This window comes from Psychrobacter glacincola (assembly GCF_965118485.1).
Classification (GTDB): domain Bacteria; phylum Pseudomonadota; class Gammaproteobacteria; order Pseudomonadales; family Moraxellaceae; genus Psychrobacter; species Psychrobacter glacincola_D.
Window position 1 is genome coordinate 1 of the sequence record NZ_CBCPJH010000009.1, and the last position, 22,212, is coordinate 22,212.

The 22,212-nt window shown below is 41.7% G+C and carries 19 protein-coding genes; 10 read left to right on the forward strand and 9 right to left on the reverse strand.

The features are described 5' to 3' along the window. The first annotated feature begins 203 nt into the window (after positions 1–203). On the forward strand, positions 204–680 hold the full coding sequence (locus ACMHKH_RS04635) for a hypothetical protein (protein WP_413519496.1): 477 nt from the start codon (positions 204–206) through the stop codon (positions 678–680). A 22-nt stretch (positions 681–702) separates the two neighbouring features. Here ACMHKH_RS04635 and ACMHKH_RS04640 read toward each other — a convergent pair whose 3' ends face one another. Further along, complete coding sequence (locus ACMHKH_RS04640) at positions 703–1,077, reverse strand: 5-carboxymethyl-2-hydroxymuconate Delta-isomerase (protein ID WP_413519497.1); 375 nt, start codon at positions 1,075–1,077, stop codon at positions 703–705. 80 nt (positions 1,078–1,157) lie between these two features. After that, a complete protein-coding gene (ybaK, locus tag ACMHKH_RS04645; protein WP_413519498.1) occupies positions 1,158–1,628 on the reverse strand; it encodes a Cys-tRNA(Pro) deacylase in 471 nt (156 codons plus the stop codon). Between the two features lie 251 nt (positions 1,629–1,879). Here ybaK and plsB point away from each other — a divergent pair, with 251 nt between their 5' ends. Next, entirely contained in the window at positions 1,880–4,672 is a 2,793-nt protein-coding gene (gene plsB / locus ACMHKH_RS04650; RefSeq protein WP_413519499.1) for a glycerol-3-phosphate 1-O-acyltransferase PlsB, read from the forward strand. A gap of 84 nt (positions 4,673–4,756) precedes the next feature. On the opposite strand, the gene ettA is transcribed toward plsB, so the two are convergent. Beyond that, the gene (ettA, locus tag ACMHKH_RS04655) at positions 4,757–6,418 is read right to left on the reverse strand and encodes an energy-dependent translational throttle protein EttA (RefSeq protein WP_413519500.1); all 1,662 of its coding nucleotides are present in this window, start codon (positions 6,416–6,418) and stop codon (positions 4,757–4,759) included. Between the two features lie 371 nt (positions 6,419–6,789). Between ettA and ACMHKH_RS04660 the strand changes: the two genes are divergently transcribed. From ACMHKH_RS04660 to ACMHKH_RS04675, 4 genes are all read left to right on the forward strand, one after another. After that, a complete protein-coding gene (locus ACMHKH_RS04660; RefSeq protein ID WP_413519501.1) occupies positions 6,790–7,935 on the forward strand; it encodes a hypothetical protein in 1,146 nt (381 codons plus the stop codon). A 444-nt stretch (positions 7,936–8,379) separates the two neighbouring features. Then, positions 8,380–9,750 (forward strand): fatty acid desaturase family protein, encoded by a 1,371-nt coding sequence (locus tag ACMHKH_RS04665; protein ID WP_413519502.1) that lies wholly within the window; start codon positions 8,380–8,382, stop codon positions 9,748–9,750. Positions 9,751–9,987: 237 nt separating this feature from the next. After that, positions 9,988–10,281 (forward strand): GNAT family N-acetyltransferase, encoded by a 294-nt coding sequence (locus tag ACMHKH_RS04670; protein WP_413519503.1) that lies wholly within the window; start codon positions 9,988–9,990, stop codon positions 10,279–10,281. Between the two features lie 323 nt (positions 10,282–10,604). Then, a complete protein-coding gene (locus ACMHKH_RS04675) occupies positions 10,605–10,898 on the forward strand; it encodes a 4a-hydroxytetrahydrobiopterin dehydratase (protein ID WP_413519504.1) in 294 nt (97 codons plus the stop codon). Positions 10,899–11,054: 156 nt separating this feature from the next. On the opposite strand, the gene ACMHKH_RS04680 is transcribed toward ACMHKH_RS04675, so the two are convergent. Beyond that, on the reverse strand, positions 11,055–11,210 hold the full coding sequence (locus ACMHKH_RS04680; protein WP_011512513.1) for a DUF1328 domain-containing protein: 156 nt from the start codon (positions 11,208–11,210) through the stop codon (positions 11,055–11,057). Positions 11,211–11,677: 467 nt separating this feature from the next. Here ACMHKH_RS04680 and ACMHKH_RS04685 point away from each other — a divergent pair, with 467 nt between their 5' ends. Then, positions 11,678–12,976, forward strand: a complete 1,299-nt coding sequence (locus ACMHKH_RS04685; RefSeq protein WP_413519505.1) for a saccharopine dehydrogenase family protein — start codon at positions 11,678–11,680, stop codon at positions 12,974–12,976. Between the two features lie 453 nt (positions 12,977–13,429). After that, the gene (locus tag ACMHKH_RS04690; RefSeq protein ID WP_413519506.1) at positions 13,430–13,846 is read left to right on the forward strand and encodes a hypothetical protein; all 417 of its coding nucleotides are present in this window, start codon (positions 13,430–13,432) and stop codon (positions 13,844–13,846) included. 137 nt (positions 13,847–13,983) lie between these two features. On the opposite strand, the gene ACMHKH_RS04695 is transcribed toward ACMHKH_RS04690, so the two are convergent. After that, on the reverse strand, positions 13,984–16,503 hold the full coding sequence (locus ACMHKH_RS04695) for a Tex family protein (RefSeq protein ID WP_413519507.1): 2,520 nt from the start codon (positions 16,501–16,503) through the stop codon (positions 13,984–13,986). A 445-nt stretch (positions 16,504–16,948) separates the two neighbouring features. On the opposite strand from ACMHKH_RS04695, the gene ompR reads away from it, so the two are divergent. Both ompR and ACMHKH_RS04705 read left to right on the forward strand, forming a co-directional pair. Continuing rightward, on the forward strand, positions 16,949–17,713 hold the full coding sequence (gene ompR / locus ACMHKH_RS04700; RefSeq protein WP_413519508.1) for a two-component system response regulator OmpR: 765 nt from the start codon (positions 16,949–16,951) through the stop codon (positions 17,711–17,713). Between the two features lie 64 nt (positions 17,714–17,777). Continuing rightward, entirely contained in the window at positions 17,778–18,926 is a 1,149-nt protein-coding gene (locus ACMHKH_RS04705) for a CobW family GTP-binding protein (RefSeq protein ID WP_413519509.1), read from the forward strand. Between the two features lie 75 nt (positions 18,927–19,001). On the opposite strand, the gene ACMHKH_RS04710 is transcribed toward ACMHKH_RS04705, so the two are convergent. From ACMHKH_RS04710 to ubiG, 4 genes are all read right to left on the reverse strand, one after another. Further along, entirely contained in the window at positions 19,002–19,268 is a 267-nt protein-coding gene (locus ACMHKH_RS04710; RefSeq protein WP_413519510.1) for a DksA/TraR family C4-type zinc finger protein, read from the reverse strand. A gap of 122 nt (positions 19,269–19,390) precedes the next feature. Then, positions 19,391–20,275: a YciK family oxidoreductase gene (locus ACMHKH_RS04715; protein WP_413519511.1), complete on the reverse strand. Its 885-nt coding sequence runs from the start codon at positions 20,273–20,275 to the stop codon at positions 19,391–19,393. Between the two features lie 105 nt (positions 20,276–20,380). After that, the gene (locus ACMHKH_RS04720; protein ID WP_413519512.1) at positions 20,381–21,091 is read right to left on the reverse strand and encodes an HAD family hydrolase; all 711 of its coding nucleotides are present in this window, start codon (positions 21,089–21,091) and stop codon (positions 20,381–20,383) included. Between the two features lie 34 nt (positions 21,092–21,125). Further along, positions 21,126–21,956, reverse strand: coding sequence for a bifunctional 2-polyprenyl-6-hydroxyphenol methylase/3-demethylubiquinol 3-O-methyltransferase UbiG (ubiG, locus tag ACMHKH_RS04725; RefSeq protein WP_413519513.1), 831 nt, complete (start codon positions 21,954–21,956; stop codon positions 21,126–21,128). Between the last annotated feature and the right edge of the window lie 256 nt (positions 21,957–22,212).

Sequence of the window (22,212 nt, forward strand, 5' to 3'; positions counted from 1 at the left end):
TAGCTAATAAAATTACAGGCTAGCAAATAGTACATTCAGCTCAAAATACAGCCGATACGCTAATAGCGACTTGCTACTACTATGAATTTTTCTGGCTTGCTGTTGGCAGTCCTGACAGAGGGTGCAAAAAATTTATACCAGCAGCACTGTATCGGTCTTAAGATGAATCAACTATAAATAAACAATATCATCAGGAGGCGACTATGTTGTCCATTAATAATAAAACTGCTTTATTAACCTCACAAGGCATACAAACATTATTGCTTAGTAGCGCATTGATGATCTTTGCTACAAATAGTGCGGTTGCTAAAAATAGCGACACTCCTATCCGTTTTGCGCAAGGTCAGATTAGTAAGACAATTACAGGCAAATTAAGCCCAAAACAAAACGAGCACTGGTATAAATTTAATGCCAGCAGTTGGCAATATATTGTGATTAATATTGCGCCCTTAGCTGGGACAGCTGAAACTGCCAATGTCGGCGTGCTGCAGATGCCTAATGGAACGCAAGATGGCACCAAAGGCGGTATTATTTATCAAGGCTGCTTGCCAGCAACGGGAGAATATCGATTACGCGTTGCGCGCAACCTTATGGTGACCCAAGGTAAAACGGCCGGTTATACTGTGGAAGTTGTGGTTTTACCTAAGTCTGCTAGCGAATCTTTGTGTGAATATTTATAAGCAATACAAGACAGATTATCGTTTATTCATTCAGCATTTTTTTATGATAAACAGCACTGATCTCTTCAACCTCAACGCATATTTGTAACGCTGCTCGCCCAAATTGCTCTGCTCCTATTGTCTCTTCGATTGTTGCAACCAGTAACTCAGCGAGCTGATTACGGATGACCATATCACGACCGCTCATTATTTTTAGATGGGCATAAATAAAGCCATTCACTTGTTCATCGTCTTCAATACCAACCAAAAACTTTGTGACTGGTAACAGTCGCGCTTTAATATCAGTCGGTTTACCAAAGTGCCCACTGTCCCACAGCGCTTTATTTAACGCATGAAGCAATGACTCTTCATGGGCAATACTAACATTTGGGGTCACTTGGATGGTTAAGTGTGGCATGACTATATCCTTATAAAATATCAATGCGTAGTGAAAAAAACGTTTGTACGAGGCTAAAATTTGCTAACAATCAATAATTTTTAATCGTCTACAATATCTTCAAACTTAGCAGCAAGCGTCGTCGCTAATTGTGTGGCTGGCAATTCAATCTCTAAACCACGGCGTCCGCCACTGACGTAAATAGTCGCTTGTACGAAAGCTGAACTATCTATGATAGTGGTTAAGCGCCTCTTTTGTCCCAATGGACTGACGCCTCCAAGCACATAGCCGGTAGTACGTTCGACTTGCTTAGGATCTGCCATCTGTACTTTTTTGCAGCCCAGTGCTTTTGCCATCTTTTTAAAGTTTAACGTTTTATGCACTGGCAGAATAGCGACCGCTAGCGTTCCAGATTCGGTCAATATCACCAAAGTTTTAAAAACTTGGCTCACATCAACACTCAATTTTTCGGCTGCTTCCAAACCAAAAGAAGCAGCATTACTGTCGTGAGTATATTCGTGCAATTTATAATCAAGAGCGCATTTTTTAGCAAGATTGATAGCTGGAGTCATAATATTTTAACTTAATTAAGTAACATGAATGATGGAGTGAGTAGGCCTACAATTCATCGTATCTTCTGCAAAACTATTATTACGCTAAACACTTTCATTTTCAAATCATTGCGCACCTTAACGGGTATTTACCTCACGATATGTTAACCAAATAGTATTAATATTAGTAGTATATACAGACACGATATATCGCTTTAATCGCTTTTATGGCATTATAAGGGCAATATATTTGACTAATTTTGATACTGATTATGATACCAAAGTTCTTAAAAAAACGGATTTTTAAAGCGCCAGTCGTTAGCGATAACGCTCCAGTAGCTGAACAGTCAGCAGTAGCAGAAACGGCTGGCAGCCCGATTGCAGCAAAGCCCTATACCAATGCGCCGATTAATCAGCTATATCGCAAGCTGTCGGGGCAGATGCTTGATGTTGCGGTCAAGCCAAAACTGTTAGGCGAGTTGCCTGAATTTGATCATGATGATAAGACACTAAGATTTTATGTGCTGCAAGATTACTCGCGCTCCAACAGTATTTTGATTGATTTGCAAACGCAAGAGCACAAGCTGCCGCCCGCATTGGTTGGAGTAAATGACAGTGCTCATAATATCAAAGAAAACGCTGCCATTATATTTTTGCACCACCCACACGCCAAAGACAATCAGCTATCTCCGCGTCTATCGCGTTTGGTATCTGCAGTTCTACAGTATCCGGAACTAAAAATACGTCTGGTACCGGTATCAATCCTTTGGGGACGCGCTCCAGAAAAAGAAGACTCCTTATTTAAGTTACTGACCGCTGATAACTGGGAAGACCCTAGTATCACTAAACAGTTATTTAATATCGGTGTCATGGGTCGCGATACCTTTGTACAATTTCATCCACCGCAAGACTTGCGTGCCTTAATTAATGATAGCCTTAAAGGTGATGATGAAGATGCTGCTGATTTAAATTTCGCTATCTTTGATTCTACTAACATTCATGTAGATGACAACACTGCTATAGATAGCACGCCTAAAAGCACAATCGATATAGCGCCAAGCTATACTATGGTCGCGTCGGCTGATGGCAATCGTGAACTTGTGCGTTCATTGCAACAACAGCTCAATATTTACTTAGATAAGCAGCGTGCCAGTATGCTAGGCCCTGACTTATCAGACAGACGCAATTTGGTAGATAAACTGGTTTATTCGCCAGCTATCAAACATGCGATAGAGGCTGAAGCTGCTGCGACAGGCACCAGTGCTCGCGAAGCCCGTATGCTCGCCAAAGGCTATGCCAATGAAATGGTTAACGATTACTCACACTCTATCGTTCGCGGTTTTTATAAGTTTTTAACTTGGTTGTGGACGCAGCTATATGACGGTGTGGAGGTGCATCATTTTGAGCGAGTGCGTGAGCTTGCGGCAGATTATGAACTCATTTATGTGCCCTGCCATCGCAGTCATGTCGACTACCTTCTACTGTCTTATGTCATCTACAAACGCGGCTTGAGTATTCCTTATGTCGCTGCCGGTGACAACTTAGATGTGCCTGTATTAGGCCCATTATTACGCGGTGCCGTTGCCTTTTATATTCGTCGCAGCTTCCGTGGTAATGCGCTTTATACCGCTGTCTTGCGTGAATATATGCATACTCTTATTACGCGTAACACTCCGATTGAATATTTCATTGAAGGTGGGCGTTCGCGTTCAGGACGGTTGCTGCCACCGAAAATGGGTATGCTTGCCATGACGGTACACAGCCAATTGCGCCAAAGCAATAAACCTGTAGTCTTTATCCCGACCTATATCGGTTACGAGCGTATCATGGAAGGCGGTACCTATATAGGCGAGCTAAAAGGCAAGCCGAAAGAGTCTGAATCTTTAATTGGGTTGTTGAAAGTCGGTCGTAAGATTGAGCGTATTTTTGGCAATGTACATTTAAGCTTTGGTACACCACTGCATTTAACTGATTTTATGACCAAATTTGATGTACCAGAAAACAGCTTACCTGCTGATCGTACTGATACACCACTCGATAGTAAAGCCAGTGCCATGGTCGATAATATCGGCGTCAAAGTCATGCAACATATCAATAAAGCGGCGGTAGTTACGCCGGTATCCTTACTGTCACTGGTGCTACTATCTGCACCGAAATCGGCGCTAGATGAAGCTATTTGCCGCGAGCAAATCGCCCTTTATCAAGGTCTTGCTCAGCAGCTACCATATTCGAGTGATACTGTGATCACCGACATGTCACCGCAGCAAATCATTGATTACGGCATTAAGCTAAAGCTGATTGAGCGCATCCCTCATATCTTGGGTGATATCATTCAGATTGCAGGCAAGCAAGCGGCACTACTGAGTTATTTCCGTAATAATATCTTGCATGTGTTTATTCTGTTGTCCTTCTTATCGGCATTGGTCGCACGTAACGGTCGTATCGAACGTAGCCGTTTGGATAATATTGCCAAACAGCTCTATCCATTCTTACAAAGTGAGCTGTTTTTATATTATCCTGCGCACGGCTTAGCGGATACGCTTAACAAAAAAATTGATATTCTTATCGCTCATGGACTGATTACAGAATTGGGCGATGGCATGCTGAGCGTCCCTGAAGCCAATAGTGAATGCTACCAACAGCTGCAAGTGCTTGCCACACCTGTTGAGCAAAGTCTTGAACGTTACTTTATGACCCTTGCCCTACTTGCTCAGCAAGGCTCAGGCAACTTAACTGAAAATGAAGTGGTTGATTTATGTCACTTGCTTGGTCAGCGTTTATCAGTACTCTATGCTGATGATATTCCTGATTTCTTTGACCGCGCGCTATTTACCAGTTTCCTTGGTGCATTGACTCGTTTAGATTATCTGCAAAAAGAAGCAGAAACCGGTATCTTAACTTTTGATCAACGTATCAATGATATTGCCCATCACGCTAAATACGTGCTGAGACCTGAAATGATGCAAATTTTGCAGCAAGTTGCCAGTCTTAATGAAGAAGAGATTGCTCATGCTATTACTGAGATAAGCAATAAAAAGCAGCGTAAATTTGGGCGTAAACGTTAATTTTTTAACTATTTAACGACGCATAAAAAAGACCTCTAAATCATTAGAGGTCTTTTTTATTGTGCAAACTTTTAGACAGCAATCCTAGGTAGAAATTTTCTTATACTTCATACGCTTAGGATTGGCATCATCACCCATCGTCTTTTTGCGATAGGTTTCAAACTCAGAATAGTTACCATCGAACCAAACTGGGCCTTCATCTTCAAATGCCAAGATATGGGTGGCGATACGATCAAGGAACCAGCGATCATGCGAGACAACCATAACGGTACCTGGGAAGACTTGAATCGCATCTTCTAGCGCACGTAAGGTTTCGATATCCAAATCGTTTGAGGGTTCATCAAGCAGCAAGACGTTGGCGCCCTGTTTAAGCGTCTTTGCTAATTGCAAGCGGTTACGCTCACCACCAGACAATTGACCAACGTGCTTCTGTTGGTCTGAGCCTTTAAAGTTAAAGCGACCGATATATGCACGGCTTGGCGTGGTGTAGTCGCCAACAGTAATGATATCAAGACCGTCAGAGATTTCTTCCCAAACCGTTTTGCTATCATCTAAGTTATCACGTACCTGACCGACATAAGCAACTTTGACGCTTTCACCCAAATCGACTGAACCAGTATCTGGCGTATCGCGTTCGGTAATCATGTTAAATAGCGTAGTTTTACCCGCACCATTTGGTCCAATAATACCAACAATAGCACCAGCTGGGACGTTAAAGCTAAGGTTTTCATATAGCAAACGGTCACCAAATGATTTTGCAATATCATTCACTTCGATGACTTTATTACCCAAACGAGGACCCGGTGGAATATAAATCTCAGAGGTCTCGTTACGTTTTTGGAACTCCGTTGAGTTCAACTCTTCAAAACGCTGTACACGAGATTTAGATTTCGCCTGCTGACCTTTTTGGTTCTTACGAATCCAATCCAGCTCTTTTTTCAGCGCTTTAGCAAACGATTCTTCTTGCTTATTCTGCTGCTCTAAACGAGTGTTTTTTTGCTCGAGCCACTCAGTATAGTTGCCTTCATACGGATAGCCATGACCACGGTCAAGCTCCAAAATCCACTGAGCAACGTTATCTAAGAAATAACGGTCATGGGTAATGGCAACGATGGTACCGCTATAATTCTGCAAGAACTGCTCTAACCATGCTACGGACTCAGCGTCCAAATGGTTGGTCGGTTCGTCAAGTAGTAGCATATCTGGGCGTGACAATAGCAGGCGACATAGTGCTACACGGCGTTTTTCACCACCTGAGAGTTTACTAACATCGGCATCCCATGGTGGCAGACGCAAGGCATCAGCAGCTTTTTCAAGTTGGGTATTTAAATTATGAGCGTCCCATGCTTGAATGATGTCTTCCATCTTGCCTTGTTCTTCAGCAAGCTTATCAAAGTCAGCATCAGGCTCAGCATATTCGGCATAAATAGCATCTAAACGAGCAAGCGCATCTAGCGCTTCACGCATACCGTCTTCGACGTTACCACGTACGTCTTTGCTGTCATCCAGCTGTGGTTCCTGCGGCAGATAACCAATTTTGGTACCCGTTTGCGCACGAGCTTCACCGCTAAACTCGGTATCCACGCCCGCCATGATGCGTAGCAAAGTTGATTTACCTGAACCATTGATACCCAAAACACCAATTTTGGCACCGGGGAAAAACGATAAATTAATATTTTTTAAGATTTCACGCTTAGGTGGAACAAGTTTTGACACGTTGTTCATCGTGTAAATATATTGAGCCATTAACACTCCGATAGACTGCATAAAAGAGGCAAATAAGCAGACTTAGCAATACTGCCAAGCACACTGTACCTCAAAATCAGGGGTATTCATTGACTATCATTATCGCATTGTGATGAAGCCCCTGCAAGCTAACTGGCTGTTTTACCGCTTGTTTCATACTTTTTAACGCAAAGCTGCGAGCATTTTACCTAAAAGCTTCTATTAAAATTACTATTCAGCTTACTGCCGTACCTTTCTGATTCATTACTGTTTTATAAAAGCCACAAAAAAGAGCCTTAAAGCTTTCGCAAAATTAATCAATAGCAGTTACTATGTTAGGTAATCTTAATAAAATAATTTTATAAATAGCAGCTTTATAAAAAAGGTGTTCTATGACGACTGGCTATCGCCCTAAACTTATCCAACGTGCGTTTGTTGATTTTATCAGTACGCGCCTGCATCCATTTTGGTCATTAACCGTGCCCAAGCTGCGGCTTATAGCACGCCGCACACTCAGTGATGACTTGATAGCTCTGCAATTTGAGCCTAATATTGCCTTTAAACAGCGAGTTTTTGGTTCAAGTTATCGCTCAGATCATAGTTCGTATGAAGGCTGGCATGGCGGACAGCATATTAATTTAAGCGTACTTATCGATGGTATTTATCATCAACGTCACTATTCATTGGTTGGTTTATCGCAGCAGCAATTATGGTGGTATGACGATAATAATGAGAAAAGTAATGATAGGCTTAATGAGAAACTCAAATCGCAAGCTATTACCTCGACGATAACTATTGCTATCAAGCCTCAAGGTCTGGTTTCAGATTACTTAAGTAAACGTGCAGCACTGGGTACTATATTTGATAGCAGTTTACCCAGTGGTGAATTTACTCTAGCTCATACAGTGTTAGCAAAGCAAACAAGTCAAATAAGCGAAACATTACACCTTACTTCTTTATCAGTACCAACACCACTATTATTTATCGCTAGCGGCAGTGGCATTACGCCTATGCTAGGTCTGATTACGCAGGGACTGCAAAACGGGCATCAAGTAACGCTGCTACATTATAGTCGTACCACTTTCTATAAATCGCCATTGCAGTATCAATGGCAGCAGTTAGCTGTTAAATATCCAGCATTTACTTATCATCTTATTCATACTGAAGACTCCAATACTTATCTGGCAGGCTCGCGACATTTAAGTGTAGACACTTTAATAGCATTAAAGTTACCACTGATGGATACACAGATATTTGCTTGTGGTTCGCCAGCATTATTAGCAGCTTTATATGGCGCTTGCGATGAGATTGATTTACCACACGGTAAGCAGCTACGTGACAACATTATGATAGAAAGTTTTAGTGCGCTAGAAAGCTTCGATTATATTTTTTCTGCTATAGATAAATTAAACGAAGAAGCAATTACTAGCGACGTAAAAACTATTTATTTACGTGGGCGGCAACGACAATATAACAGCATTACGACTTTATTATTGGGTGCGGAGAACGCTGGTATTCGTTTGAACCACGGGCTGTAGGCAAGGTATCTGTCAGCTGTGCCGCTGTAATAAAATCAGCGGTAGAGTGAAAAACATTCAAACTGGTAAGATAAGTGGTGACAGCTATGAATCTATCCAGACCTGCATTAATGTACCAATAACCGATGTCGTATTGGATATTTAGCAGAGTTATCAAGGCTAAAATAGCCTTCCATGAATATTTATAATCTGGTTATAGTGGCTCCACTTTTAGAATAATACAGTGCTACTGGTATTGATCGTTCGCAACCTCTGTCTGCGTAGGCACAGCAAGCAAGAAGAATTGATGCCAGTAGCACGTTATAATTTTTGTATTTCTTTTATTTAGCATTGACTATACAACCAAAGAGAATTTATTCGTATTTTGTCTTAAAACTGACATCAATGATTAAACCGAATATTGCGATTACGACTTATTAAAGCATTTTCGGATAAGGATGATCTATGCGCTTGTTACCCCCACTATTTAAAGCTAAATCTGCGGTGCCTATGCTAACCGTATTAACCGATGCACCATTCAAAACCACGCGATACCCGACGTTAACGGCTGCGCCACTACCAAAATCGCAGACGGAAGCCTTGGCTGATGAATTAAATGCACTGTATCAAAGCGTGATGGAATCATTAGGCAGCGATGATGCGCGTTATATTCAGCGTGTTTATGGGACAGTAGTTTATAGCGAGGTCATTTCACGTACGTTACTGGCAGTCGCTGGACGATTATCATCAAAACGAAGCAAACTTGGCGTTTGGTTACTTGGCACATCCTTGCTGAGCTTTAGTAAAATCTTAAACAATATGGAGCTTGGTCATAACGTCATGCATGGTCAGTATGACTGGATGCAGCATCCGCATCTTAATAGCCAAAAATTCGATTGGGATATCGTTTGCCCTGCACCGCTATGGCAGCATTCTCATAATTACTTACATCATACTTTTACCAATATCGTCGGTCGTGACCATGACGTCGGCTACCATTTGATTCGCGTGACTGATGAGCAACCTTGGACGCCAAGCGATCGCTATAATTTATTTAAGACGATGATATTGGCGTTAGGCTTTGAGTGGGCCGTAGCCTTCCATGATATTCAAATTAGTGTTGACGAATATGCAGATTCAAAGCAAATCAATGAAATAATGCAGTCAAAATCGCGCGCGCTATTTGGCAAAATCGCTAGACAAGTAGGTAAAGATTATATTGCTTTCCCTGCGGTGGCAGCTCTAGCATTCGGTCGTGGTAGTGCTATGACGACTCTAAGCGGTAACATCACTGCCAATATCGCGCGTAATCTATGGACATGGGCGGTGATATTTTGTGGTCATTTTACTGAGCAGGCGCATATGTATACCCATCTTGATGCCAATGAGAGCAAAGGCGACTGGTACGTGCGCCAAATTCTAGGCTCCAGCAATATCCAAGGTAATAAATGGTTTCATATGTTGACTGGCAATTTATCGCATCAGATTGAGCACCATATTTTTCCCGATATGCCTGCTAGACACTATGCGAAGATTGCACCAGCTGTACAAGCCATCTGCGCTAAGTACAATCTAGCCTATAATACGGGGCACTTTGGTCAGCAGTTTATGCAAGTACTCGGACGCATTCGGCATTTTAGTAAACCAAGTAGCGACGAATGGCACGCTTATACACAATCGTTATCAAATAATAATAGAAGCATTGCCAAGTCTACTTCTAATAGTAATTCTGTTTCAGAAGACAGTTCTCAAGCAGCAATAAATGATGCACAAGCTAAACGTGGCTTTAGAAGATTTCTTCCTCAAGTTGTGCGCCAAGCTATGTTTTATGCCTAATTTTTTATTAACGAGACTAGCAGAGTATTTAAGCTTGAACAGAATTTTTAAAATAGAAGCTCGTTAAAAATGTTAACATTTGCCCTATCTACTCTTACGGTAAAGGACTAGAAACTTGGAGTAAAAAGCCTCACAATGCAAAGACTAAAATGCATGATTAAGAATAAACTTTAAGAAAAATTAGTACTAATCTAAATGAATATAAATAACTATAAAGTCTAATAACAGGGAGCTTTTATGAGTAACGACAATACCAAAAAAGACATAGAAATCGTCCATAATGAAGCAGCAAAGCGTTTTGAGACTTCCATTGACGGGCATATAGGCTATATAAGCTATAAAGAGCGGGACGATAAGTTGGTGTATGATCATACTATCGTGCCACAAGAGCTAGGCGGTCGCGGTGTGGGTTCAGCATTAGTCAAGCAAGCACTAAACTATGCTCGTGAAAACGACAAAAAAGTCGTACCTCAGTGCTCTTTTGTATCTTCCTATATTGATAAACATCCTGACTATCAAGATCTGCTATAGTCCAACGAGTTTATGAACGTTTCCAGCTATACATAGTGATGATAGTTTCCACTATCAATTATTATACTGGAGATATATAGTCTAAATAATTACGCCTTACTCCCCTCCTATTTTTTTGATATTCTTGATTGTCTATTTGTAGCCAAATATATAATAAGATATCCGTAATAGGTGGGTTTTTTGTCCCAGTTTGTTTATAGTTTAAGCGATTATTACTGCAAGAAAGACGTCTGAAACTCATCTTAATCGCCACACTATTTATTGTTAATACTTTATTGCTAACATTAACTTCTCCATCCACCATAATAATAAAGGATATCACCATGAGTAGTTTATCTAATCAACAAGTCGATTTGCAGTTAGAAGAATTGCCAGGCTGGCAGCGCGATGGTAACGCTATCGTAAAAACTTACCACTTTGGCGATTTTGTTGAAGCCATGAGCTTTATGAATCAAGCAGCTTTTCATGCTGAAGCGTTAGAGCATCATCCTGAATGGAGTAATACCTATAATGTGGTTGAAGTTCGCCTAACCACTGGTGATACGGGCGGTATTACGAGCCATGATGTTCGTTTGGCAAAACGTATGGAACATATCCTGCAACCAAAACGCTTTTAATATTAAAAGTCGTGTGTATTTCACATGACTCAGCAGGTAAATCCAACGCAGTAATCAAATAGCCATAAAAAAAGACCTCAGATATTATCTGAGGTCTTTTTTACTCGCCAGTTTTCTAACTGGCTAATGTCTTTATAGGACAGGTATACTTTTCTATTACATACGGCGGCTAACAAACGCTACGATGAATAGAATCACCGCTAATGCTAACAGGATATAGGCAAAGTTTGCAGACAAGCCAGCAACACCACCAAATCCTAAGAAACTTGCTAACAATGCGATTACGGCAAAAATAATAGCCCAACGAAACATAATAATTCTCCTAAAATAACGATTGAAAAGTTAGATAATAAGGATGCTACAGTAGACGTCAACAAGCCAATTAACCGCTAGTTGCTACTTACTCTAATAATCCTACTCATCTACTATTTTACTTTTTATTTTTAATACTGCTTTCAGTACTTAGGCAGCGCTTAGGAATATAGAGTAGCAATGATTTCCAATATAAAAGGTTCATTTTGGTAATAATGTCGATAGGTTATGTAAACTTTGTAGTGAGTCTTACCATTTGAGGTGATTTTCTTAGTTTTACAGTACTTATGTGTGGAAAGGGTAAAGATTATATTAGCTTATACGAGCTCTATGAGAAGATAATTTAAGAAAAAATGGCTTATCGTTTATAAAAAACATCTATCACACTGTTTTTTAATATTCATTAACCACACCGATAAAAATTTTATAACCATCATTTTATAAAGTACACCCATAAGGAAAGAATCATGAATACGGACATATCAAAAAACAGTATCTCATCAACTGATAACAAAAAATCCAATAGCGACAAACGACCTTATGCGGTGGTTTTATATGGTGCTACTAGCTTTGTAGGGAAAATCACTGCTCATTATCTAGCAGAATTTCTATCTGCTAATAAAGATGCTAGCGATACTACTGTCACTTGGGCGATAGCCGGTCGTGACCAAGAGAAGCTCAACGAATTGCAGTCTAACCTTGTAAGCAAAGTAGATATCATCATTGCTAATAGCGATGATGCGGCTAGCCTTGACGCAATGACTAAGCAAACGCAAGTTATCATCTCAACTGTTGGACCTTATCTAAAATACGGCGAATTGCTTATCAAATCGTGTGTCGACAATGGCACAGATTATGTTGATCTCACCGGTGAAGCAATATTTATCAAAGATATGATGGATAAGTATCAAGAGGGGGCAAAACAAAGTGGCGCCCGTATCGTCAACTCTTGTGGCTTTGACTCTATTCCATCAGATTTAGGCGTTTATTTTACCCAAAAGCAAGCCGAAGCGAAGTTTGATAGTGCTTGTGACGTGATTCATATGCGTGTCAAAGCGGCAAAAGGCGGATTATCAGGCGGTACGATTGCATCGATGGCGACTATCTTTGAAGAAGTTAGTCAAGATAAATCTCGCCGTAAGCAGGTGGCAAACCCCTATTTACTGAACGATGATAAAGATGCGCCAAACGTGCGTCAGAGCAATGTCAGCAAACCTGAATACGATAGCGAACATCAGCGCTGGCTGGCGCCGTTTGTGATGGCAAGTATCAATACGCGTATTGTGCATCGCAGCAACCAGTTGCTTGGTTATGAATATGGTCGCGAGTTTAAGTATGATGAGGCAATGTGGATGAAAGATGGTATAAAAGGCAAATTGACAAGCTATGCACTAAGTGCAGGCTTGCTTGGTTTCGCCACTGCCATGATGATTACCCCAAGCCGCGAGTTATTGTCCAAACACGTATTACCTAAATCAGGCTCAGGGCCTTCCAAAGAAGAGCAAGAAAATGGCTTTTTTGACATTCGCCTCTTTGGGCAAACTGCTAATCAAGAAAGCATTGTGACCAAAGTAACGGGCGATAAAGACCCAGGCTATGGCAGCACCTCACGTATGTTGTCGCAAGCTGCACTGTGCTTAGCGCAAGATATCAGTAAAGATGAAATAGGTGGTGGTTTTTGGACACCTGCCTCGGCGATGGGTGACAAGTTACTTACCCGTTTAGAAAAATATGCTGGTCTTAGCTTTGAAGTAATCGATAGCTAATTTCAGGTTTTAAATAGCATTTTTAGGGCTATTAATCAGCAGTATTAAAATAACCGTATCTTGGTAACAAGGTGCGGTTTTTACCTAACAATAACACTACAGTAATTGCACGATATCACTTATTAGCACGAGTCTGTTAGATTTTTCATGGATGTACTACTGAATCATTAGTATTAATATTGTTATTATTGCGCTCAGTGTTTATAACGTATTTATAAATGATGTTTTTTGCTAACTAACATCATTAAACAGAATTTTTATACAAATTAATCATGATAGTCGCTTATTGGTTATCATGATTTTATTTTTCCTATTAATTATATGTTAGATATTTTAAATATATAGATACAAAATACTAAATAAATATACCTTTTATTAAATAGCATTTACTTAAAGTTATATTTACGACTATTCTATCTGACATTAGAAGATTATAAACTGAGGAACAAATTAATGAAAAATCATACTCTATCTTTATCACTACTTATCGGCGCGGCACTTACTATTCCAACATTGGCAATGGCGGCTCCAGCTAATACTAAACCTGTCAAAAAACAAGCTGACACGGCTGAGATGAATGTTGAAGCTAAAGCGGATATTACAGGTAGCGACACTGATATGAATGCCTCTAAAACAGAAAAATTAAGCCCGTTTGCAATTAGCGAAACCCAAACTATTTCACGCGCACGCGTTAATAACAATCTTGGTCAGCAACCAATGACTACTGAGACAAAAGCACCAAACGGTCAACAGCCAATGACTACTGAAATAAAAGCGCCAGCAGAAGCCTTACAAGACCAAGAGTTACAGACAACTGAAATGATATCTGAAGATGCTGTGTTAGATGCGCCAGAAGAAGACGATCTATAAATAATTATTTAAAAAATTTCGCTCACGTAATCTATGATTGATATATCGTTATGAAAAAATTAAAATCGATATAGTGGACGTAATAAAAAAGGCAGCCTAATGGCTGCCTTTTTTATTACTACTTAAAATAAGACGTCTTATTTCTTAGCTTTAGTCACGCCAGCTTCTTGTAGTAGCGCACCAAAAGTACCCATTTTGCTAGGAGCTTCAGCTTTTTCCGCACGAGGAGCCTTGCTACGGTCATTGCTATTACGGTTGCTGCTATCTTGACGCTTAGGCTTAGACGGGCGCTTATCAGCTGCTGGGCGATTGCTACGTGGACGACTAGCCTTTTCGTCATTAGTAGTATTTGCTAAAGGAGGTTTCACGGCTGGACGTACTGGTTTTTCAGCTTCAGGTTTCATACTAAAGCCAATACGACCACGTTTTTCGTCAATAGCAATGACACGTACAGAGATGATATCACCCGGTTTGACACGGTTCATCGGGTCAGCGACAAAGTCATTGGCCATCTGTGAGATGTGCACTAGGCCATCTTGATGGACACCGACATCAACGAAGCAACCAAAGGCGGTAACGTTAGTGACTACGCCCTCTAAAGTCATGCCTTCGCTCAAATCTTTAATACTATTGATATCATCACGGAAGTTAGCGGTTTTAAACTCAGGACGTGGATCACGAGCTGGTTTGGCAAGCTCTTCTATGATAGCTTTTACGCTGATATTCTCGTCGTTAGCAGCTAGCGCCGTGGTATCGATACTGTTTAGCGCACTATCATTACCGATGATTTCTGGTAATGCTTTACCTGTTTGCGCCAGTAAGCTGTCAACTAACGCATAGCTTTCTGGATGTACGCCTGTCGCATCAAGTGGGTTACTGCCACCGTGTACGCGTAAGAAACCTGCTGCCTGCTCAAATGTCTTAGCACCTAAGCGCGGCACACTTTTCAATGACTCGCGGCTATCAAAAGCGCCATGCTCTTTGCGATAAGTGACGATTTGCTGCGCGACGTTTTTATTCAAACCCGCAATATGTGCCAAAATAGCTGGGCTTGCGGTATTCACATCAACGCCAACCGCGTTCACGCTATCTTGGGTGACTTTATCTAGGCTGTCTGCCAACTGGGTTTGATTGACGTCATGCTGATATTGACCAACGCCAATGGCTTTTGGATCAACTTTAACCAGCTCTGATAAGGGATCTTGTAGACGGCGAGCAATAGAAACAGCGCCACGTACAGAAACATCCATATTTGCAAGCTCGTCACTAGCGAGCTCACTGGCTGAATAAACAGAAGCACCCGACTCATTCACGATAACGGCTTTAGCTTTTAGTGCATTGTTAGCGGCCAAAATCTCTTTAATCATTGTATCGGTTTCGCGACTCGCTGTACCATTACCAATAGCGACCAAATCAACGTTATAAGTGTTTAATAGCTGATCAATAACGGCTTTGGCTTCAGTCATTTTGTTATCAGGAGCAAATGGATAGACAGTTGCGACGACAGGCTTATCTTCGCCGTCTAGCATGACATGACCTTGAGCATCAACAATCGCCATTTTTACGCCATGACGAATACCAGGATCAACACCTAAAATCACTTTGCGACCTGCCGGTGCTGACATTAATAAATGCTGTAGATTATTAGCAAACACATCAATCGCATCAGCTTCAGCGGTGAGGCGCTTCTCTGTTAATAAACGGTGTTCGATATGCGGACGCCATTTGTCTTTCCACAAACTGGTCGCCGCTTCGGTCAAAAACGCTTGACGCTCTGCTGGCACTTTTGTATCAACGTCAAAATGCTTAATGATTTTTTCAATAAAAGGAGTATCTTCGCCTTCAATCTTTAGACCCAAAACGTTTTCTTGACGACCACGTAACATCGCCAATAAACGATGATTCGGTAGGCGCGCAAGACTTTCGCTATGCTCAAAATAATCCTTGAATTTTTCACCGACTTCACGTTTTTCATCACTAGCAACGCTCGATACGATACTGGCAGTTTTAGCAAAACCACTACGTAAGTTATCAAGTAAATCTAACGCTTGCGTCCATTCATCTACGATGATGGCTTGCACACCCGCCAGTTGCTTTTCGATATCACTAAAGTCAACGTCAATCTTATCACCACTCTCATCGGTAATAGTGGATTGAGCTTGATAGTCTGCTAGCGCATCGGTCGGCGTGACTTCTTGTGTCAACACAGCTTGAGCAGCAACGTCTAGACCTGCGGCACGTGCTTTGGCAGCAGGAGAGCGGCGACGCGGACGATATGGCAAGTAGATGTCTTCAAGCTCAAGTTTCGACGTCGCATTATCGATACGCGTCTGTAGCTCGTCGGTCAAATTGCCTTGCGTACTTAGTAGCTCAGTAATTTTGAGGCGACGAGTTGCCATATCACGCTCATAATTAAGCGACTTCTCTAGCGCGCGCAATTGCGCATCGTCAAGATCTTGAGTCTTTTCTTTACGGTAACGGGCAATAAAAGGAACAGTCGCGCCGTCATCGTAAAGCTTCACAAACGCATTGACTTGAGCAGTCTTAATGCCAAGCGCGCGAGCAAGCTTGTCGTGAATATTCGCGTGTGTGGTTGCATCCAAAACCTGCGCTTTTGTCGAGGTTTGAGATGGCGTTAAGGTATCAGTGCTACTCATAGACGTATCAATCGTTGAGAAATGTAGCTTTGCATTATAGCAAAAGCTGCATGAATAGAAATCCTTTTTATATTTTCGTTATTTATGACATTATTTATAGCAAAAATCGTCTGATAAACACGTTTTTGCAGCTTTATTAAACAAACGCATACAGCATTTACCGTTATCAGTGATGCAATTATGACGGCAATCTTATACACTAAAGTCTCAATCGCACAAATATTGCAGTTTACTACCGTACTGAACAATTGCTTATTGAATTTATAAATTTTCAACAATCGATGGAATGATGCCTAACTAGCGGCACTATTATTGATACTTTTATGGATGCTTGTCTGAATTCTGGTGCTATTTTTTAATAAAGCTATTCACCCTTGCATTTTTAATCACGATGTCTACTAATGACAATTTCTACTAATAATAATTTTTATAAGAGGATGCCTGTATGTCTGAAAATAACAGCCCTGATACCTTAACTCAGCGTATTTTAGTCGTTGACGACGATGCGCGTCTGCGCTCGTTATTGCAGCGTTTTCTGGAAGATGATGGTTTTGTGGTTCGTACGGCGCACGACGGCAATCAGATGGATAAATTGCTACAGCGTGAGCTTTTCTCATTGGTGGTGCTTGATTTGATGCTACCTGGCGAAGACGGTATCAGTATCTGTAAGCGTCTGCGCGAAGACAATGGCGATATTCCTATTATTATGCTGACTGCTAAAGGTGGCGACGCTGATCGCATCGCTGGTCTCGAAGCGGGTGCGGATGATTATCTACCAAAGCCCTTTAATCCAAAAGAGCTATTGGCACGTATCAAAGCGGTATTACGTCGTCAAAACCGCGAGCTACCGGGTGCGCCAAGTCATCAGCTTGAAGTGGTTGAATTTGGACCATGGACGCTTGATTTATCGACTCGGACGCTTAAACGCGACGGTAATGTCGTGACTTTAACGACCGGTGAATTCTCCGTACTAAAAGCATTGGTTCAACATCCACGTGAGCCATTGACTCGTGATAAGCTGATGAATCTTGCTCGTGGTCGTGAATGGGGTGCGATGGAGCGCTCAATTGACGTACAAGTATCACGTCTGCGCCGCTTAATTGAAGATAATCCTTCACAAGCGCGTTATATCCAAACGGTTTGGGGCGTGGGCTATGTGTTTGTACCGGACGAAGCAGAAGTCGAGGCAGCGAAAAGCGAATCACTATAAATTCCTAAGCGTTGCTTACAGCGATTGATATATCATACTATTAATATTTTCTTCTATTAATAGTATGGACGCCGCATTGAAATCACCTATTATTCTTCAAAATATACCCTGCACCTTGGTGACAGGGTTTTTGGGTTCTGGCAAAACTACACTCATCAATCAATTGATTGCCAGTAAACCTACTGATGAGCGTTGGGCTTTATTGATAAATGAGTTTGGTCGTATTGGTATCGATGGCGCGCTACTGGCAAGCTCACAAGCTACAGATTCGGCAAAAAACAATATCGCCATCCGTGAAGTCAACGGCGGCTGTATCTGCTGTACCAGTCAACTGCCGCTCCAAATCGCGCTGAGTCGCCTGCTCAGTGACCATCACCCAAAGCGTCTGCTTATCGAGCCCACAGGGCTTGCTCATCCACGTGAGCTTATACAGCAACTTAGCGCGCCGCATTGGCAAACGGCTCTCAAGATGCAAGCAGTCATAACTGTGCTTAATGCTCTACAGTGGCAAACAGACAAGTATCGTAACCATGAAGGGTTCCAAGCGCATGTCCGCGATGCCGATGTGTTAGTGATTAATCGCTACGCCCAATTAAGCACTGACGAAAAACAAACGCTGCAAACGTGGATTGCTAAGCTGAATGCACAGGTCTTTATTATTTGGGCAGAATCTGACAACCAGACAGCGACTAATGATATAAGTGTATTAACTGACTATCCAACAGTGTTAAATGCACAGCTTTCCAAACCCAGTTTCGTTATCTCACAGCAGCAGAGGGTCAATATCACTGAACCGTCCAAAACTATTGTGAGTTTGAAACCATTAAGCAACCATTTCCCTTTTAAAACGAGTAATGACATTGAAGCAGATAGCCATATAGAACTGCCCTATCGTTATCATGAGCAGCAGCAAGATATTATTCTGGCAGGTTGGCGACTGCCAGAAAACTATGTATTCAACGCTGATAAGTTACAGGATTGGTTATTAAAACTGCCAAACTGGCAACGCATCAAAGGCGTTATCCATACCTCTGACGGCTGGTTACAGATTAATTTTACGCCTGATAGCCTAACCACGAGTACGGTTAGCGCGCAGGTCGATAGCCGACTAGAAATTATTTTGCAGGAAGGTACTGAGCAAGAAGATATGATAGACAGTGAAATAGATTGGGAAGCATACGATCGTGAGCTGATGTCGCTGGTTATAGATTAACTATTAATGATTTAGATATTAAATTGATACGCAAAAAAGCGCCCCTGCTATTTTTTAGCAGGGGCGCTTTTCTAATTAACGTAACTGACTGTCTTTACTACCACGGCGATTGAATAACTCCGTGGCTTTTGCCTCTTGTTCTAGCTCACTCTGACAGCTAATGCAATGCTGCACACCAGGAACTGCAATACGCCGTGCTTCTGGAATCGGCTTACCGCATTCATCACAAAACTCCGCGCTTTTACCTGTCGGTAAGGCGCGACGTGCCCGCTCTAGCGCATCATTAACGGTCGCATCCATTTGTTCGTGTTCCGCCCCATCTCTTGACCAACCACCTGCCATAATCTTATCCTATTTATTTTTATTAATTATGCTCATTATTAATTTAGCATAAAGTTCTTTAATAACAAATAGATGGGGCTATAGATTAGCAATTTCAATCTATCGACTATGATAAATTTTGATTAATCCTTTGGCTGTAATTCAAGCACTTGTCCACGCACGCCGATACTCTCATCACTCATCAAGCATACATAACCTGCCATGATATCGTCAGGGGTTTTCAAACTCATCGGATTTTCACCTGGATAGGCATGGGCGCGCATATTGGTGCGTGTACCACCTGGATTGATACAGTTAAAACGTAGATTGGTGGTATTTTGCGTCTCTTGGGTAAAGATATCACTCATCCCTTCTACCGCTTGCTTGGATAGCGCGTAGGCACCCCAAAACGCGCGAGGATGGGTACCAACGCTACTAGAGGTAAATACGATAGAGCCATTCGGCGCATCTTTGAGTAACGGCAGTAACGCTTGGGTAAGCATAAAGGTCGAAGTGAAATTAATCTTCATCACTTGAGCAAACATATCAACATCGTACATCTCAAGTGGCGTCAATGGGCCAAGCATCCCCGCGTTATGCAACACCCCATCAAGCTGACCAACTTCTCTATGAATCAAGTTTGCTAGCTTTTGCATTTCTGCATAAGTCGCGCCTTCTAAATTCATCGGTAGCATGGCAGGTTGCTTTCCGCCAAAGCTTTCAATTTCATCATAGACATATTCAAGCTTGCTACTCGTGCGTCCTAATAACAACACCGTTGCACCATAGCGTGCATAAGTCAACGCGGCAACTCGACCAATGCCATCGCCTGCCCCTGTCACTAAAATAGTCTTGCCATCTAAACAATTTTCAGCAGGCTCAAAGTCACGAATATCATCGTGAGTTAAGGCGGCTAAGGCAGAGATAGGCGCTTGCAAATCATTCTGCTGGCTATCAAGATGGTTTTCTACATTTTCAGTTGAATGGCTTTCGGACTGATTGGCTAATGGATTGATATTGTCACTCATGGCATTACTCACTGCTTATCGTTTAATAAATAGGGTAGTTTTAAATATTGTGCTATATGCTTCAAATACTGACTAAAAATACGCTGAGTTTATGGTTCATTTAAACTATAAGTAATCAAACTTACCAGAAGAGAGCAATAATTTTTTCAATTGCTCAGGGGTATCGATAATATAATCTGCACCCCATTGCTTCAAATTATGCTGATCTTCAGGCGGGATATAACCGTAAGCGGCCAAAATCGTCGACATATCAGCCGCATTGCCCGCTTCGATATCACGGATATGATCACCCACGTAAAGTACGCTTTCGGCAGCACCGCGAGGAATACTGAGCTTCTCTAATGCCGCATACATAGGCTCTGGATCAGGCTTAGGACGTGATACATCATCAGGACAAACCAAAACTGCACAGCGCGTATCTAGCTGCATTTTTTCTAATAACAGCTCTGATAAATAGCGCGGTTTATTGGTCACAATACCCCAAGGTACACCTTTTTCTTCAAGTGCACTTAAAACGTCTTCGAGTCCAGTAAAAACGCAGCTATCCACACAAATATCCGCTTCATAATCGTCCAAAAACTGCTGACGAAACTCTAGCAACGTCTCCTCGCTAAGATCCATTTGCTCATTATAACGTAGCATCAGCTGCACCATTGCTGAAGCACCTGCAGAAACTTGCTCACGAATCTCCGTCTCAGGCGGCGCTTGCCAGCCGTTCTCAGCGCTAATTTTACCAATAATACGGACAAAATCGGCAGCCGTATCAATCAGTGTTCCATCTAGGTCAAATAAAACCGCTTTTACAAATTGGCTCATTAAAAAGGCTCTTAATTAGGGTGTTAAAAAAGGGTTAAGCAAGAGGTTTCTGTACTGCCATCATATAATTAACATCGACGTTTTGAGCCAACCAATAGCGCTTGGTCAATGGATTATAATGTAGTCCAATGATATCTTGGCGTGTAAACCCAGCGTCAATCGCCATTTTATCAAGCTCAGCTGGGGTGATAAACTTGGCATAATCATGGGTGCCGCGATCAAGCAAGCGCAGCACATACTCTGCACCAACGATAGCAAACAAATACGATTTAGGATTGCGGTTAATAGTCGATAGGACGCAAACTCCGCCCGGTGCCAACAGTTTAAAGCAAGCCTCTACGATAGCGGTTGGATCTGGTACATGCTCAAGCATTTCCATACAGGTGACCACATCAAACTGACCAGCATGGGTAGCAGCCAATGCTTCAATCGGGATATGCTGATAGCGTAAAGTATCTTTCAAATTGCTTTGTTCAGCATGTAAGCTCGCTGCTTTTAAATTTTCTGTACCAAGGTCAATACCCGTTACATCAGCACCGCGACGTGCCATTGATTCTGACAAGATACCACCGCCGCAACCGACATCAAGCACCTTTTTACCAGCTAAGCCACTTTCCGCTGTCTTACTAGTATCGCTACTCAGATAGCCACGCTTAACATTTTCTTCTATCCAGTTAAGACGTAGCGGATTAATTTCGTGCAAAGTGGCAAAAGCGCCGGTTTTATTCCACCACTCACCTGCCAATTTATTAAATTTCTCTACTTCGCTTGGATCGACATTGATAGCGTTTACGGTATCGTCAGCCATACCGCCATCATTTTCTTGAGTGAACAAAGGCTGCTCAGAAGATAAAGCTTGGCTCATAGTTTTTCCTTTATTGTTATAGTATGTGACTAAAGACTCAATATTAACATGAGAGCCACGAAGCTGCCGTAAGTACATCGTCACCGATTGTGAACTGCTTTATTAATGCTTTAAATATCAATAAAAATAGAATGACAGGCTATAAGTAAGATACCTTAAATAATGACTGACAGCATTACAACCATTAGTTAAGAATCGGGTTCACAAACTGCTGCATTTTACGCTATTATAGTTGCTATTCTATGGTAGGTCGACC